Origin of the sequence: Pseudomonas sp. Fl4BN1 (assembly GCF_009908285.1) — a bacterium.
Taxonomy (GTDB): domain Bacteria; phylum Pseudomonadota; class Gammaproteobacteria; order Pseudomonadales; family Pseudomonadaceae; genus Aquipseudomonas.
The window spans coordinates 109,936-124,188 of the sequence record NZ_JAAARM010000019.1 but is presented as its reverse complement, the minus strand read 5'-3'; the positions used below and the strand labels follow the sequence as shown (position 1 = coordinate 124,188).

Sequence of the window (14,253 nt, the reverse complement as noted above, 5' to 3'; positions counted from 1 at the left end):
ATCCGTGGGGGCAGTGGGTGCAGGCCTCTGGCCGGCAGCCGGTATTACCTGACAGAGGAAAGCTTATGTTCGGTTTAGAGGCTCTTGATCTCGCCCGAATTCAGTTCGCGTTCACCATCTCGTTCCATATCCTGTTCCCGGCAATCACCATTGGTCTGGCGAGCTACCTGGCGGTACTCGAAGGCCTGTGGCTGAAGACCCGTGACGATACCTACCGTGACCTGTACCACTTCTGGTCGAAGATCTTTGCCGTCAACTTCGGCATGGGCGTGGTCTCCGGCCTGGTGATGGCTTACCAGTTCGGCACCAACTGGAGCCGGTTCTCCGATTTTGCCGGTTCTGTCACCGGTCCCTTGCTCACCTATGAAGTGCTTACGGCGTTCTTCCTTGAGGCCGGTTTCCTTGGGGTCATGCTGTTCGGCTGGAACAAGGTCGGACGCAAGCTGCATTTCTTCGCCACCGTCATGGTGGCCATCGGCACCCTGATCTCGACCTTCTGGATTCTTTCGTCCAACAGCTGGATGCAGACACCCCAAGGGTATGAAATCGTCAACGGTCAGGTGATTCCGGTGGATTGGCTGGCGGTGATCTTCAACCCGTCGTTCCCCTATCGCCTGGCGCACATGGCGGTGGCTGCGTTTGTCGCCACGGCGTTCTTCGTCGGTTCGTCGGCAGCTTGGCACTTGCTGCGGGGGCGGGACAATCCGGCCATTCGTCGCATGCTCTCGATGGCCATGTGGATGGCCCTGATCGTCGCCCCGGTACAGGCGGTGATCGGTGACTTCCACGGTCTCAACACCCTCAAGCACCAGCCGGCGAAAATCGCCGCCATTGAAGGCCACTGGGAGAACGTCGGTAATGAACCGACCCCGCTGATCCTCTTCGGCTGGCCGGACATGAAAGCCGAGAAAACCAGGTTCGCGGTGGAAATTCCCTACCTGGGCAGCCTGATCCTCACCCACTCCCTGGACAAGCAGGTGCCGGCGCTCAAGGAATTCCCGCCTGAGGATCGGCCCAACTCGACCATCGTGTTCTGGTCGTTCCGGATCATGGTGGGCCTGGGCATGCTGATGATCTTCACCGGCCTGTGGAGCGTCTGGCTGCGCAAGCGCGACACCCTCTACACCTCGCGACCGTTCCTGTACCTGACCTTGTGGATGGGCCCGTCCGGGCTGATCGCGATCCTTGCCGGCTGGTTCACCACCGAGATCGGCCGTCAGCCGTGGGTGGTCTACGGCCTGATGCGCACGGCGGATGCGTCTTCCGGACACAGCTTCGTGCAGATGAGCATCACCCTGGCGCTGTTCGTGGTGGTGTACTTCTCGCTGTTCGGCGTGGGTATTGGCTACATGATGCGCCTGGTGCGCAAAGGCCCGATCACCAACGAAGGTGCCGAAACCAGCCACGGTGGTCCCGGGCAACAACGCACCCCGGCGCGTCCGCTGTCTGCAGCCGACGATGACAACGACGATGACCACCACAGCAGCCGCCTGAACAAGGGGAATTGAGTCATGGGTATCGATCTTCCGCTGATCTGGGCCGTGATAATCATCTTCGGCATCATGATGTACGTGGTCATGGACGGCTTCGACCTGGGCATCGGGATTCTCTTCCCGTTCGTCAAGGACGAGCGCGACCGTGACGTGATGATGAATACCGTCGCTCCCGTCTGGGACGGCAATGAAACCTGGCTGGTGCTGGGTGGTGCGGCGCTGTTCGGCGCCTTCCCGCTGGCCTACTCGGTGGTGCTGTCGGCGCTCTACCTGCCGCTGATCCTGATGTTGGTGGGGCTGATCTTTCGCGGCGTGGCCTTCGAGTTCCGCTTCAAGGCCAGGGACGACAAGCGTCATATCTGGGACAAGGCGTTCATCGGCGGCTCCCTGGCTGCGACCTTCTTCCAGGGCGTGGCCCTGGGGGCCTTTATCGACGGCCTGCCGGTGGTCAACCGCCAGTTCGCCGGCGGTTCCCTGGACTGGCTGACACCGTTCACCCTGTTCTGCGGCCTGGCGCTGGTGGTGGCGTATGCCTTGCTCGGCTGCACCTGGCTGATCATGAAGACCGAAGGCAAGCTGCAGCAGCAGATGCATGACATTGCTCGGCCCCTGGCCTATGTCGTGCTGGCAGTGATCGGCATCGTCAGTATCTGGACCCCGCTGGCGCACGCCGAGATTGCTGCACGCTGGTTCACCTTGCCAAATCTGTTCTGGTTCCTGCCGGTGCCGATCCTGGTGCTGGTGACCATGTACGGCCTGTTGCGTGCCGTGGCCCGTAACGCTCACTACACGCCGTTCCTGTTGACCCTGGTGCTGATCTTCCTCGGTTACAGCGGCCTGGGCATCAGCTTGTGGCCGAACATCGTGCCGCCGTCGATCTCTATCTGGGACGCCGCCGCGCCGCCGCAGAGCCAGGGCTTCATGCTGGTGGGCACGCTGTTCATCATCCCGTTCATCCTGGGTTACACCTTCTGGAGCTACTACGTGTTCCGCGGCAAGGTCACCCACGAAGACGGTTATCACTAGGTAGGAGCCGGCTTGCCGGCGAAGAGGCCCTTGAGCCTTGTGCCCGGCTTGCCGTCGCTTTCGCTGGCAAGCCAGCTCCTACGGAAATTCGGGTTAGGCAGGAGTTGAAGTCATGAGCGGTAAACACTCTTTGCAGGAAATCGAGCAGGCGGAAAAGAAACCGCTGTGGCAGCGTCTAGGCTGGCTAGTGATGATCTGGGGCGGCAGCGTCCTGGCCCTGTTCGTGGTGGCCAGCCTGATGCGCATGTTCATGAATGCGGCCGGCTTGACCACCCACTGAAACACTCACCGATCATCCCATCCCGTTGCCTTGCGGCACGGTTTATAGCCCTCCGTTTGGAGGGCTTTTTTTGCCTGTCGTAAATGACGCTTGTGCCAGGGGCTGTTGTGGCGAGGGCGACTGCTCGCTCGCCACACGCCGTACCCAGTGTGTTTACTTGCGGGCTTTGAGGATCACGAACTTGGGGGTTGCCGCCACCTGATCCACGCCGCGGAACAGTCGCGCCAGCTTGCTGTGATACCCCAGGTGGCGGTTGCCGACGATATACAGCGCGCCGCCTACTACCAGGGCTTCCCGGGCTTGCTGGAACATCCGCCAGGCGAGGAAATCGCCGACCACCTGCTGCTGGTGGAAGGGCGGGTTGCACAGCACCACATCCAGGGACTGTGCTTCCTGGCCAGCCAGGCCATCACCGGCGCGCATTTCTGCTGGCCGTTCACCGAGCACCGCCTGCCAGTTTTCCCGGGCCGATTGCACCGCCATGAAGGACTCGTCCACCAGGGTGTAGTGGGCTTGCGGGTTGTCCAGGGCGCTGGCAATGGCCAGCACGCCGTTGCCGCAGCCCAGGTCCGCGACCCGGGCATTGCCGAGGTTTTTTGGCAGGTGCGGGAGGAAGGCGCGTGTGCCGATGTCCAGGCCTTCACGGCAGAACACGTTGGCATGGTTGAGTAGCTCGATGGCCGGTTGATCCAGGCGATAGCGGGTCGGGTAGGGCGACACGGCGGGCTGCTTGTGTTCCGGGGTGGCAATCAGCAAGCGGGCCTTCTTCACTGCCAGGGAAGCTTGTACCGGGCCGATATAGCGCTCCAGCAAATCCCCGGCGGCGCGAGGCAGGTGCTTGACCATGGCGGCCGCCACCACTTGGGCGCCGGGGGCCAGTTGTCCTTGCAGGCGGATCAACTGCTCCTCCAGCAGGGCCAGGGTCTTGGGCACGCGGATCAGCACCTGGTCGAATGGCCCGCTCAAGGTTTCACTGGCGGGCACCATGCGAATGGCGTCAAAGGGCAGGCCGTTGCGCACCAGGTTCTTTTCCAGGGCCAGGGCGCCGAGGTAGGAGTCGCCGCTGCTACTGACCTGGACCTTACCCAGCAGGCTGGCGGCCAGTGCACCGAAGCTGTCGTTGAGCACCAGCACCCGGGTGTCGCTGCCCGGGTGTTGTTCGGCCAGGTGATTGAGCAGGTACTCATCCGCTGCGTCGAAGGCTTGCAGCGGCTCGTTCTGCTGTTCGGGCTGGCGGATCAGGTCGAGCTGGGCGAAGGGGCTTGCAAGCAGGGGCATGGGGCGGACTCTAGGTAATCGGTGAATGTCCTGTCGGCGAGGATCTGCAGCGGACAGGAACCTTCGAGCAGAAGCGGCGCAGGCTGCAGGATGGCTGTTCAAAGTGGGGGTAAATGGTACGTTTTTTTGCTGCTGATTGCCCGCGATCTATGTCACTACAAACCGCCGGTGTTTCTGTTCGGCGCTTTGCGGGACACTAGAGCATCGCTTTTGTGGAGTCCGTCATGACTGCCAGTGAAGAAAAGTACACCCGTCAGACCCTGCTCGATGTCCAGCCACTGACTTCAAGCCTGTTCACCTTGCGTACCACCCGGGATGCAGGCTTCCGCTTTCGTGCCGGGCAGTTCGCCCGTCTCGGCGTGACCAAGGCCGACGGCAGCACCGTGTGGCGCGCCTATTCCATGGTGTCGTCGCCGTTCGATGAGTATCTCGAGTTCTTTTCGATTGTCGTGCCCGGTGGCGAGTTCACCAGCGAACTGAGCCGCCTGGAAGTGGGGGACAGCCTGCTGGTGGATCGCCAGGCGTTTGGCTATCTGACCCTGGACCGCTTTGTCGACGGTCGTGATCTCTGGCTGTTATCCACAGGCACGGGTATTGCGCCGTTCCTGTCGATCCTCCAGGACTTTGAAGTGTGGGAGAAATTCGAGCGGATCATCCTGGTCTATAGCGTGCGTGAGGCCAAGGAGCTGGCTTACCAGCAACTGCTCGCCGAACTGCCCCAGCGTGAATACCTGGCGGAAGTTGCGCACAAGTTGCAGTTCATCAGCACCGTGACCCGGGAACAGCATCCGGGCAGCCTCAACGGGCGCATCACCGAGCTGATCGAGAACGGCCAGTTGGAGCGCGCCGCCGGCGTCGAGCTGACACCCGAGCACTCGCGGGTGATGCTCTGCGGCAACCCGCAGATGATCGACGATACCCGTGCCCTGCTCAAAGCGCGGGACATGCACCTGAGCCTGACCCGGCGACCGGGACAGGTGGCGGTGGAGAATTACTGGTAACGAAAACGGCGCCTCAGGGGCGCCGTTGTCTTGTCGCGAAAGCAGTGTTCAAGGCTTGTTGTTCTGGGCCTTGAGCAGGTCGCGGATCTCGCCCAGCAACTCTTCTTCTTTAGTCGGTACCGGTGGCACGGTAGGGGCCACGGCCTCTTCGCGCTTCAGGCGGTTGATGACCTTGATGCCCATGAAGATGGCGAAGGCGATGATGATGAAGTCGATGATGCTCTGGATGAATTTGCCATAGGCCAGTACCACCGCCGGCACATCGCCCGCAGCTGCCTTCAACGTGACCGCCAGATCCCCGAAGTTCACCCCACCAATCAGCAGGCCGATGGGTGGCATGACCACGTCACCGACAAAGGATGAAACGACCTTACCGAACGCGGCGCCGATGATAATACCGACGGCCATGTCGACCACATTACCTTTGACCGCGAAGGCCTTGAATTCACTTAGCACGCCCATAGGTTATTCCTTGTGGCTGATGAGGTTGGTGATGGCAGTGTAATTCAGCAAAATGCATTTTGCCGACACAACTTTTTACAGCTAGCGGGGTTATCGACCGACAAAGAGGCAAATAGTTTATTACAGTGCCATCAAATCGCGCGCGATATACCCCGCCTCCGACGCTATAACCAGTACATTCTGTCAATCAGACGGTTACAGCCTTACTATTTATCTTTCAAATAGTTAGCCACTAGCCTCTAGCAGGCGCATCGAGATGCGCCTTATATAACTAGAGGAATACAACATGACCGCTTCTCTTGGCCTCGGGAATTTTTCCCAACGACGCGTACTGGGTGTGCTTGCCGCCAGTATGTTTTCCCTTTCCGTACAGGCTGCAACGCTGACCCGCGATAATGGCGCGGCGGTGGGCGACAACCAGAACTCACAGACTGCGGGTGCCAGCGGGCCGGTGCTGCTGCAGGATGTGCAACTGATCCAGAAGCTCCAGCGTTTCGATCGTGAGCGCATTCCTGAGCGCGTGGTACACGCCCGCGGCACCGGCGCCCACGGTAACTTCACGGTCACCGACAACCTCAGCGACCTGACCCGCGCCAAGGTGTTCGCTGCCGGTGAAGTGACCCCGGTATTCGTGCGTTTCTCGGCGGTGGTGCACGGCAACCATTCCCCGGAAACCCTGCGCGACCCACGGGGTTTCGCCACCAAGTTCTATACCGCAGACGGTAACTGGGACCTGGTGGGCAACAACTTCCCGACCTTCTTCATTCGTGACGCCATCAAGTTCCCGGATATGGTGCACGCGTTCAAACCCGACCCGCGCACCAACCTCGATGATGACTCGCGGCGTTTCGATTTCTTCTCCCATGTTCCCGAAGCCACCCGTACTTTGACCGAGCTGTACTCCAACTCCGGTACTCCAGCCAGTTACCGGGAAATGGACGGTAATGGGGTGCATGCCTACAAGTTGATCAATGCCAAGGGCGAAGTGCATTACGTAAAGTTTCACTGGAAGAGTCTGCAAGGCCTGAAGAACCTCGACCCGAAACAGGTGGTCGAGGTACAGGGGCGTGATTACAGCCATATGACTAATGACTTGGTAAACCACATTAATAAAGGGGACTTTCCCAAGTGGGACTTGTATGTCCAGGTATTGAAACCCGAGGACTTGGCAAAGTTTGATTTCGACCCGCTGGATGCGACAAAGATCTGGCCGGATGTTGCCGAGCGCAAAGTCGGGCAGATGGTGTTGAACCGCAACCCGGCCAACGTTTTCCAGGAAACCGAGCAAGTCGCCATGGCGCCGTCCAACCTGGTGCCGGGGATCGAGCCGTCGGAAGATCGCCTGCTGCAAGGCCGAGTGTTCTCCTACGCCGATACCCAGATGTACCGCATTGGCGCCAACGCCTTGCAACTGCCGATCAACGCACCGAAGAACTCGGCGAACAACGGCAACCAGGATGGTGCCATGAATCTGGGGCACACCAGCACCGGGGTCAACTACCAGCCGAGCCGCCTGCTGCCCCGCGAAGAGCCGCAGAGCGCGCGTTACAGCCAGATGGCTGTGTCGGGTAGCACCCAGCAGGCAAAGATCCAGCGTGAGCAGAACTTCAAGCAGGCCGGCGATCTGTATCGCTCGCTCAGCAAGAAGGAGCGCCAGGACCTGATCGACAGCTTTGGCGGCTCGCTGGCCACCACCGATGATGAGAGCAAGCACATCGTGCTGTCGTTCCTTTATAAGGCCGACCCTGAATACGGCACTGGCGTGACCAAGGTGGCCAAGGGCGACATGGCCCGGGTCAAGGCTCTGGCGGCCAAACTCAACGACTGATGTTTCACCCCTTGTAGGAGCTGGCTTGCCGGCGAACACGGACACCGCGCGGTATCGGGCGGCCTCTTCGCCGGCAAGCCGGCTCCTACGCTTTCAAGACAGACGGAGGTGCGCCATGCGCCTGTTCATTGCGCTGCTGACCTTGGCCTGGGCCCTGGCTGCCCAGGCCCAGCCCGCCGACCCGGTGGCGGTCAAGGTCCAGCTGGAAAACTACTATTTCGATGCCGCCCGCCGTGGCGATGTGGAGATGCTCAACACCTTTATCGAGGCCGGTTATTCCCTCGATACCCAGGATGAAAAGGGTTATACCGCGCTGATCCTCGCCGCCTATCACGGCCAGGCTCCGGCGGTGGAGCGCCTGCTGGCCGCTGGGGCCAACGCCTGCGCCCAGGACAAACGCGGCAACACGGCCTTGATGGGGGCTATCTTCAAGGGCGAGGTGCAGATCGCCCGACGTCTGCTGGCGGCCGACTGCAGCCCCGACCAGCGCAATGGCGCCGGGCAGACGGCGGCCATGTACGCCGGCCTGTTCAAACGGGTCGAGTTGCTGGATGCCCTGGCGGCCAAAGGCGCTGACCTGAATGCGGAGGATCCCCTGGGCAACAGCGCCACGCGTCTGGCCAGCGGGCAAATACGCACTGCCGTGCAGCGCTGATCCGCTCTGTCTGAGCTATCATCGCGGTTTTTGTCGGGGGTTCAGATGGCCAAGGCCAAGCGCATGTACGGCTGCACCGAGTGCGGCTCTACCTTTCCCAAATGGGCCGGGCAATGCGGCGAGTGTGGGGCCTGGAACACCCTGACCGAGACCATGATCGAGAGCGGCGGTGCCGCGGCGCCTGCCGGGCGCACCGGCTGGACCGGACAGCAGGCACAGATCAAGACCCTGGCGGAAGTCAGCGTCGAGGAAATCCCACGTTTCTCCACCGCGTCCGGCGAGCTCGACCGGGTGCTGGGCGGCGGTTTGGTGGACGGCTCGGTAGTGCTGATTGGCGGTGATCCGGGGATCGGCAAGTCGACCATCCTGTTACAGACCCTGTGCAATATCGCCACACGCATGCCGGCGTTGTATGTCACCGGTGAGGAATCCCAGCAACAGGTGGCAATGCGTGCTCGACGCCTGGGCCTGCCCCAGGATCAACTGCGGGTGATGACCGAGACCTGTATCGAAACCATCATTGCCACGGCCCGGGCGGAAAAGCCCAAGGTCATGGTGATCGACTCCATCCAGACGATCTTCACCGAGCAATTGCAATCGGCACCGGGCGGCGTATCCCAGGTGCGCGAGAGCGCGGCCTTGCTGGTGCGCTACGCCAAGCAGAGCGGCACGGCGATCTTCCTGGTCGGCCATGTAACCAAGGAAGGCTCCTTGGCCGGGCCGCGGGTACTGGAACACATGGTCGATACGGTGCTGTATTTCGAAGGCGAGTCCGATGGCCGCCTGCGTTTGCTGCGGGCGGTGAAGAACCGTTTTGGCGCGGTCAACGAGTTGGGGGTGTTTGGCATGACCGACCGTGGACTGAAGGAGGTCTCCAACCCTTCGGCGATTTTCCTTACCCGTGCTCAGGAAGAGGTTCCGGGCAGTGTGGTCATGGCCACCTGGGAAGGCACGCGGCCGATGCTGGTGGAAGTCCAGGCGCTGGTGGATGACAGTCACCTGGCCAACCCGCGCCGGGTGACCCTGGGCCTGGACCAGAACCGCTTGGCGATGTTGCTGGCGGTGCTGCACCGCCACGGCGGGATTCCGACCCATGACCAGGACGTATTTCTCAACGTGGTGGGTGGGGTCAAGGTGCTGGAGACCGCCTCCGACCTGGCCTTGATGGCGGCGGTGATGTCGAGCCTGCGCAACCGTCCGTTGCCCCATGACTTGCTGGTGTTCGGTGAAGTGGGGCTGTCGGGTGAAGTGCGTCCGGTGCCTAGCGGTCAGGAACGTCTTAAAGAAGCGGCCAAGCACGGATTCAAACGGGCTATCGTGCCCAAGGGCAACGCTCCGAAAGAGTCGCCGCCGGGCTTGAAGATCATTGCCGTGACCCGTCTGGAACAGGCATTGGATGCACTTTTCGAATAATCAGAGCCGGGCTCTTGTGAAAGGAAGCAGATGATATGGGCAGGACAAGGTTGAATGGCTGGATGCTTGGCTTGAGTCTGTTGTGCGGCAGCGGGTTCGCCGTGGCGCAGCAGGCCGAGGTGCCTGAAGGGTATCGGATCGCGCAGCAGGTGCTGGTGGGAGACGGATCGGTGCTGGAAGTGCTGGAGGATCTGCGGATCACCCCTGAACTGCATGCCAGCAGCTGGGGCAATGGCCTGGACGCCGACAGTTTTGCCCCGTCCGAGGATGAGCGTCCGGTCGCGCCACTGGGCGCCCAGGCGCGCCTGGTGTCCGACAACGGCGAGGTGCTGGCGCAGAAGTCCCTGGGTTACCCGATGGCCACGGTGGAAAAAGCACCACTGAACGGCCTGCCGTCCCCGGCATTCTTCCTGACCATCGACCAGACCGCGCCCATGGGTAGCTACAGTGGTCCGGCCACCGAAGTGCTGATGCCGGAGCAGAGCCAGTTGGACCCGGTGTTGTGCCTGGAAGAGGGTGGGGAGAAGCTGCCGCTGGTGTTCGCCCAGACCGGCAAGGCCACCTGGCAGATCGTGCCATCCGTTAACGGCGGGACTGAAAGTATCCAGCAGGTCTCGTCGGCTTCGTCGGTGGAGAACGAAGAGTTCATCACTACCTATCGCACCTTCCGTTATGTCGACGGCCAATGGACTGCCGCCTCGCGGCAGCAGGCAGGTTACTGGGATACCGAAAGCGAGTTTCCCGAGCCAGCACTGTTTCCTTGAAAAGGCGGAGCTGATCAGATCTCGATCAGCGCCCCCAGCTCACGCTCCAGTTCCTCGGGATCTCCCAGGTTCAGCTCGATCAGCCTTCTGAGGTGTTCGATCGAGTCCAGGTCGATGTGCAGGCAGACGAATCCCAACTGGCCATGATCATCATGGGCCAGTCGCACATCCATGTGCACGTCGGCATCAGGACCCAGATGGATATCCGCTTCAAAGGCGCGCTCGGGATCTCCCAGCCAGGGATCGGGGCGCTCGATCAGCAAGCCCTTGAGGGACAGGTCCAGCAGTCGCACCGGCCAGCGGTGGGGGCCCTGGCTCAGTTCGGTCTTTGCATCGAAGGCGATGCGTTTGAAGCGTCGGCGGTTGGTGTATTGCTCGCTCATGGACAGGCCCTCTGAGTGGTGCACTGACTATAGACTCCGGTTTATGACTGTCGCTACAACCCGCACCGCACCTTGGGCGATAGTCGTCAGAACCCTTGCCGAGGCATCTGCAACTGAAAGTCCTGACCGAGGTTTCTCGCGTAAGGCGGTTCAGCTGAAAATGTTCCGAAAAAACCTGCTCATAAGCTAAAAGAAGGCTCTAGACCAACGTGGGGGTGGTCTTTGGTAGCAGTAGCGCTACACTCGCAGACGCGGTCTTTGTGTCCAACCTGGCTGGAATATAAAAATGAAAAACAATAATAGCCTGGCACGCCATATTCCCTGGCTGCTGCTGGCAATCGTAGGAGCGTGCGCCCTCGGCGTCGTTGCATTACGTCGCGGAGAAGCAATTAACGCCTTATGGATTGTGGTGGCTGCAGTGGCCATCTATCTGGTGGCGTACCGGTATTACAGTCTGTTCATCGCCAACAATGTGATGCAGCTGGACCCGCGTCGAGCCACCCCCGCCGTAGTCAACAATGATGGTCTGGACTATGTGCCGACCAACAAACATATTCTCTTCGGTCACCATTTCGCGGCCATTGCTGGTGCCGGCCCCCTGGTGGGCCCGGTCCTGGCGGCGCAGATGGGCTACCTGCCCGGAACCCTGTGGCTGATTGCCGGTGTGGTCCTGGCTGGTGCGGTTCAGGACTTCATGGTGCTGTTCCTTTCCACCCGGCGTAACGGCCGCTCCCTAGGCGACATGGTCCGTGAGGAAATGGGCCGTATCCCGGGGACCATTGCGCTGTTCGGCTGCTTCCTGATCATGATCATCATCCTCGCGGTGCTGGCGCTGATCGTGGTCAAGGCCCTGGCCGAGAGCCCGTGGGGCATCTTCACGGTGATGGCGACCATCCCGATCGCCGTGTTCATGGGCGTCTACATGCGTTACATCCGCCCGGGCCGGATCGGCGAGATCTCGCTGATCGGCGTGCTGCTGCTGCTCGGCTCCATCTGGCTGGGGGGCCAAATAGCGGCCGATCCGGTGTGGGGCAAGATGTTCACCTTTACCGGCATCCAGATCACCTGGATGTTGATCGGCTACGGTTTCGTCGCTGCGGTGCTGCCGGTGTGGTTGATCCTGGCCCCTCGCGACTACCTGTCGACCTTCCTCAAGATCGGTACCATCATCGCCCTGGCGATCGGCATCCTGATCACCATGCCCGAGCTGAAAATGCCGGCCCTGACCCAGTTCACCGACGGCACCGGCCCGGTGTGGAAGGGCGGCCTGTTCCCGTTCCTGTTCATCACCATTGCCTGCGGCGCGGTGTCCGGCTTCCATGCGCTGATCGCTTCGGGGACCACGCCCAAGCTGCTGGATAACGAAGCCAACGCTCGTTACATCGGTTACGGCGGCATGCTCATGGAGTCCTTCGTGGCGATCATGGCCATGGTTGCGGCCTCGGTAATTGAGCCCGGTGTGTACTTCGCGATGAACAGCCCGGCGGCAATTGTCGGCGCTGATGTGGTCTCTGTGGCCCAGACCGTCAGCAGCTGGGGCTTTATCATCAGCCCCGAGCAGTTGCAGGCGGTGGCCAGGGACATCGGTGAAAACACCATCCTGGCTCGTGCCGGCGGTGCGCCGACCCTGGCGGTGGGGATCGCGCAGATCCTTCACCATGTGCTGCCGGGCGAGAACACCATGGCGTTCTGGTACCACTTCGCAATCCTGTTCGAAGCGCTGTTCATCCTGACGGCGGTGGACGCCGGTACCCGTGCCGGGCGTTTCATGTTGCAGGATTTGCTGGGGTCTTTCGTTCCGGCGCTCAAACGCACCGAGTCCTGGACCGCCAACCTGATCGCCACTGCAGGCTGCGTGGCCATGTGGGGCTACCTGCTGTACCAGGGCGTGATCGATCCGCTGGGCGGTATCAATACCCTGTGGCCACTGTTCGGCATCTCCAACCAGATGCTCGCCGGTATCGCCCTGATGCTTGGCACCGTGGTCCTGATCAAGATGAAGCGTCACCGCTACATCTGGGTCACTCTGTTGCCAGCTGTCTGGCTGCTGATCTGCACCACCACCGCGGGCTTCATCAAGCTGTTCGATGCCAACCCGGCGATCGGCTTCCTGTCGCTGGCGAAGAAATACAGCGATGCTTTGGCCAGTGGCCAGATCCTCGCTCCGGCCAAGGACATCACGCAGATGCAGCACGTGATCTTCAATGCCTACACCAACGCGACCCTGACGGCATTGTTCCTGCTGGTGGTGTTCAGCATCCTGTTCTACGCGCTCAAGGTCGGTATCGCGGCCTGGGGCAGCAAGGAGCGTACGGATAAAGAGTCGCCCTATCAGGCTTTGCCGGACGCGTAACTGAGGATTGCAAATATGTTCAATGACCTGAGTCGCCTCGGTAAGTACCTCGGTCAGGCCGCGCGCTTGATGGTCGGCATGCCCGACTACGACAACTACGTCGAGCATATGCAAACCAAGCACCCGGACAAGCCGGTGATGTCGTACGAGGCGTTCTTCCGTGAACGCCAGGAAGCTCGGTACGGCGGCAAGGGCGGTCCGAAGTGCTGTTGAAGCACTGCGTTTAAGCCACACCCATGTAGGAGCCGGCTGGCCGGCGATAGCGATCTCATCGACGCCATCGCCGGCCAGCCGGCTCCTACGTTTTTATGCGTGGGAGATCCTGTTTTGCAAAGTCCTATTCCCGTCACCGTGCTCAGTGGTTTTCTTGGTGCCGGAAAGACCACCTTGCTGCGCTACCTGCTCAAGGCCGAACACGGCTTGAAGATTGCCGTGATCGAAAACGAATTCAGCGATGCCGCTATCGACACCCAGTTGCTGGGCGACGAGCCGGTCCAGGTCATGACCCTGTCCAATGGTTGCGTCTGCTGCACCATCCACACTGATCTGACCAAGGCCCTGTACCTGCTGCTGGAGCGCCTGGACAGCGGTGAGATCGCCTTCGACCGGTTAGTGATCGAGTGCACCGGGCTGGCGGATCCGGCGCCAGTGGCGCAGACCTTCTTCATCGATGAGGAACTGCGTGAGCGCTATATCCTCGATGGCATCATCACGTTGGTGGACGCCAAGCACGCCGAGTTCCACCTGACCCAGACCATCGCCCAGGCGCAGATCGGCTTTGCCGACCGCCTGCTGGTGAGCAAGCGTGACCTGGTGGATGACGCCGCGTTCGATGCCCTCAGCCAGCGCCTTACGCGGATCAATCGCCGGGCCCCGATCCACGTGGTCGAGCACGGCCAGATCGACCTGGCGCAGATGCTGGATGTCCGGGGATTCAACCTCAATGCCGACCTGGGCGGCGGTATCAGCCTGCGGCCGGTGAACACTGCGCCGTCGCTGGATCGGATTTCCAGCCTGGTGCTGCGTACTGGGCAGGCACTGGACTTGGATCGTCTCAGCGGGTTCATGAATGAACTGCTGGAGGACCATGGCAAGCAATTGCTGCGCTACAAGGGCGTGTTGAACATCATCGACGAACCCCGGCGGATGGTGTTCCAGGGCGTGCTCAAGTTGTATGGCTTCGATTGGGATACCGAGTGGGCCGAGGGTGAGGCGCGGGAAAGCGTGATGGTGTTCATTGCCGACGATTTGCCGGAGCAGAAGATCCGCCAGGGCTTTGAGCGGATGCTGGCCGGCTGAGGCTGTCGTCAGCCGGCG

General features: G+C 61.0%; 14 protein-coding genes. 11 read left to right on the top strand and 3 right to left on the bottom strand.

The genetic code is table 11. The annotated features are described in order from the left end of the window. Positions 1-65 precede the first annotated feature (65 nt). The 3 genes from GV818_RS21310 to GV818_RS21300 all read left to right on the top strand — a co-directional run bounded on the left by GV818_RS21310 (position 66) and on the right by GV818_RS21300 (position 2,799). Entirely contained in the window at positions 66-1,508 is a 1,443-nt protein-coding gene (locus GV818_RS21310) for a cytochrome ubiquinol oxidase subunit I (RefSeq protein ID WP_161756455.1), read from the top strand. A 3-nt stretch (positions 1,509-1,511) separates the two neighbouring features. Next, positions 1,512-2,519 carry a cytochrome d ubiquinol oxidase subunit II gene (cydB, locus tag GV818_RS21305; RefSeq protein WP_161756454.1) on the top strand — a complete coding sequence of 336 codons (1,008 nt, stop codon included), beginning with the start codon at positions 1,512-1,514 and terminating at the stop codon, positions 2,517-2,519. Positions 2,520-2,631: 112 nt separating this feature from the next. Further along, entirely contained in the window at positions 2,632-2,799 is a 168-nt protein-coding gene (locus GV818_RS21300) for a DUF2474 domain-containing protein (RefSeq protein ID WP_011063586.1), read from the top strand. Between the two features lie 153 nt (positions 2,800-2,952). Here GV818_RS21300 and GV818_RS21295 read toward each other — a convergent pair whose 3' ends face one another. After that, positions 2,953-4,077, bottom strand: coding sequence for a methyltransferase (locus tag GV818_RS21295; RefSeq protein WP_161756453.1), 1,125 nt, complete (start codon positions 4,075-4,077; stop codon positions 2,953-2,955). A 224-nt stretch (positions 4,078-4,301) separates the two neighbouring features. Here GV818_RS21295 and GV818_RS21290 point away from each other — a divergent pair, with 224 nt between their 5' ends. After that, the gene (locus GV818_RS21290; protein ID WP_161756452.1) at positions 4,302-5,078 is read left to right on the top strand and encodes a ferredoxin--NADP reductase; all 777 of its coding nucleotides are present in this window, start codon (positions 4,302-4,304) and stop codon (positions 5,076-5,078) included. Positions 5,079-5,126: 48 nt separating this feature from the next. Here GV818_RS21290 and mscL read toward each other — a convergent pair whose 3' ends face one another. Beyond that, positions 5,127-5,540 (bottom strand): large-conductance mechanosensitive channel protein MscL, encoded by a 414-nt coding sequence (gene mscL, locus GV818_RS21285; RefSeq protein ID WP_161756451.1) that lies wholly within the window; start codon positions 5,538-5,540, stop codon positions 5,127-5,129. A 286-nt stretch (positions 5,541-5,826) separates the two neighbouring features. On the opposite strand from mscL, the gene katB reads away from it, so the two are divergent. The 4 genes from katB (at position 5,827) to GV818_RS21265 (ending at position 10,200) form a co-directional block, all read left to right on the top strand. Beyond that, positions 5,827-7,368, top strand: a complete 1,542-nt coding sequence (katB, locus tag GV818_RS21280; protein ID WP_161777417.1) for a catalase KatB — start codon at positions 5,827-5,829, stop codon at positions 7,366-7,368. Between the two features lie 115 nt (positions 7,369-7,483). Beyond that, complete coding sequence (locus tag GV818_RS21275; RefSeq protein WP_161777416.1) at positions 7,484-8,023, top strand: ankyrin repeat domain-containing protein; 540 nt, start codon at positions 7,484-7,486, stop codon at positions 8,021-8,023. 45 nt (positions 8,024-8,068) lie between these two features. Next, positions 8,069-9,436 carry a DNA repair protein RadA gene (radA, locus tag GV818_RS21270; RefSeq protein WP_161756448.1) on the top strand — a complete coding sequence of 456 codons (1,368 nt, stop codon included), beginning with the start codon at positions 8,069-8,071 and terminating at the stop codon, positions 9,434-9,436. Between the two features lie 35 nt (positions 9,437-9,471). Next, positions 9,472-10,200: a hypothetical protein gene (locus GV818_RS21265; RefSeq protein WP_372242110.1), complete on the top strand. Its 729-nt coding sequence runs from the start codon at positions 9,472-9,474 to the stop codon at positions 10,198-10,200. Positions 10,201-10,214: 14 nt separating this feature from the next. Here the strand turns inward: GV818_RS21265 and GV818_RS21260 are convergent, their stop codons facing one another. Continuing rightward, complete coding sequence (locus GV818_RS21260; RefSeq protein WP_161756636.1) at positions 10,215-10,583, bottom strand: PilZ domain-containing protein; 369 nt, start codon at positions 10,581-10,583, stop codon at positions 10,215-10,217. Positions 10,584-10,869: 286 nt separating this feature from the next. On the opposite strand from GV818_RS21260, the gene GV818_RS21255 reads away from it, so the two are divergent. From GV818_RS21255 to yjiA, 3 genes are all read left to right on the top strand, one after another. Beyond that, positions 10,870-12,936 carry a carbon starvation CstA family protein gene (locus GV818_RS21255; protein ID WP_161756447.1) on the top strand — a complete coding sequence of 689 codons (2,067 nt, stop codon included), beginning with the start codon at positions 10,870-10,872 and terminating at the stop codon, positions 12,934-12,936. Between the two features lie 15 nt (positions 12,937-12,951). Beyond that, on the top strand, positions 12,952-13,149 hold the full coding sequence (locus GV818_RS21250) for a YbdD/YjiX family protein (RefSeq protein WP_007937254.1): 198 nt from the start codon (positions 12,952-12,954) through the stop codon (positions 13,147-13,149). Between the two features lie 114 nt (positions 13,150-13,263). Next, on the top strand, positions 13,264-14,235 hold the full coding sequence (yjiA, locus tag GV818_RS21245; RefSeq protein WP_161756446.1) for a GTPase: 972 nt from the start codon (positions 13,264-13,266) through the stop codon (positions 14,233-14,235). Positions 14,236-14,253: the final 18 nt, after the last annotated feature.

Excerpts from the sequence above, each read along its gene's own strand:
- GV818_RS21310 (WP_161756455.1), top strand. The coding sequence starts at position 66 with ATGTTCGGTTTAGAGGCTCTTGATCTCGCCCGAATTCAGTTCGCGTTC.
- cydB (WP_161756454.1), top strand. The coding sequence starts at position 1,512 with ATGGGTATCGATCTTCCGCTGATCTGGGCCGTGATAATCATCTTCGGC.
- GV818_RS21300 (WP_011063586.1), top strand. The coding sequence starts at position 2,632 with ATGAGCGGTAAACACTCTTTGCAGGAAATCGAGCAGGCGGAAAAGAAA.
- GV818_RS21295 (WP_161756453.1), bottom strand. The coding sequence starts at position 4,077 with ATGCCCCTGCTTGCAAGCCCCTTCGCCCAGCTCGACCTGATCCGCCAG.
- GV818_RS21290 (WP_161756452.1), top strand. The coding sequence starts at position 4,302 with ATGACTGCCAGTGAAGAAAAGTACACCCGTCAGACCCTGCTCGATGTC.
- mscL (WP_161756451.1), bottom strand. The coding sequence starts at position 5,540 with ATGGGCGTGCTAAGTGAATTCAAGGCCTTCGCGGTCAAAGGTAATGTG.
- katB (WP_161777417.1), top strand. The coding sequence starts at position 5,827 with ATGACCGCTTCTCTTGGCCTCGGGAATTTTTCCCAACGACGCGTACTG.
- GV818_RS21275 (WP_161777416.1), top strand. The coding sequence starts at position 7,484 with ATGCGCCTGTTCATTGCGCTGCTGACCTTGGCCTGGGCCCTGGCTGCC.
- radA (WP_161756448.1), top strand. The coding sequence starts at position 8,069 with ATGGCCAAGGCCAAGCGCATGTACGGCTGCACCGAGTGCGGCTCTACC.
- GV818_RS21265 (WP_372242110.1), top strand. The coding sequence starts at position 9,472 with ATGGGCAGGACAAGGTTGAATGGCTGGATGCTTGGCTTGAGTCTGTTG.
- GV818_RS21260 (WP_161756636.1), bottom strand. The coding sequence starts at position 10,583 with ATGAGCGAGCAATACACCAACCGCCGACGCTTCAAACGCATCGCCTTC.
- GV818_RS21255 (WP_161756447.1), top strand. The coding sequence starts at position 10,870 with ATGAAAAACAATAATAGCCTGGCACGCCATATTCCCTGGCTGCTGCTG.
- GV818_RS21250 (WP_007937254.1), top strand. The coding sequence starts at position 12,952 with ATGTTCAATGACCTGAGTCGCCTCGGTAAGTACCTCGGTCAGGCCGCG.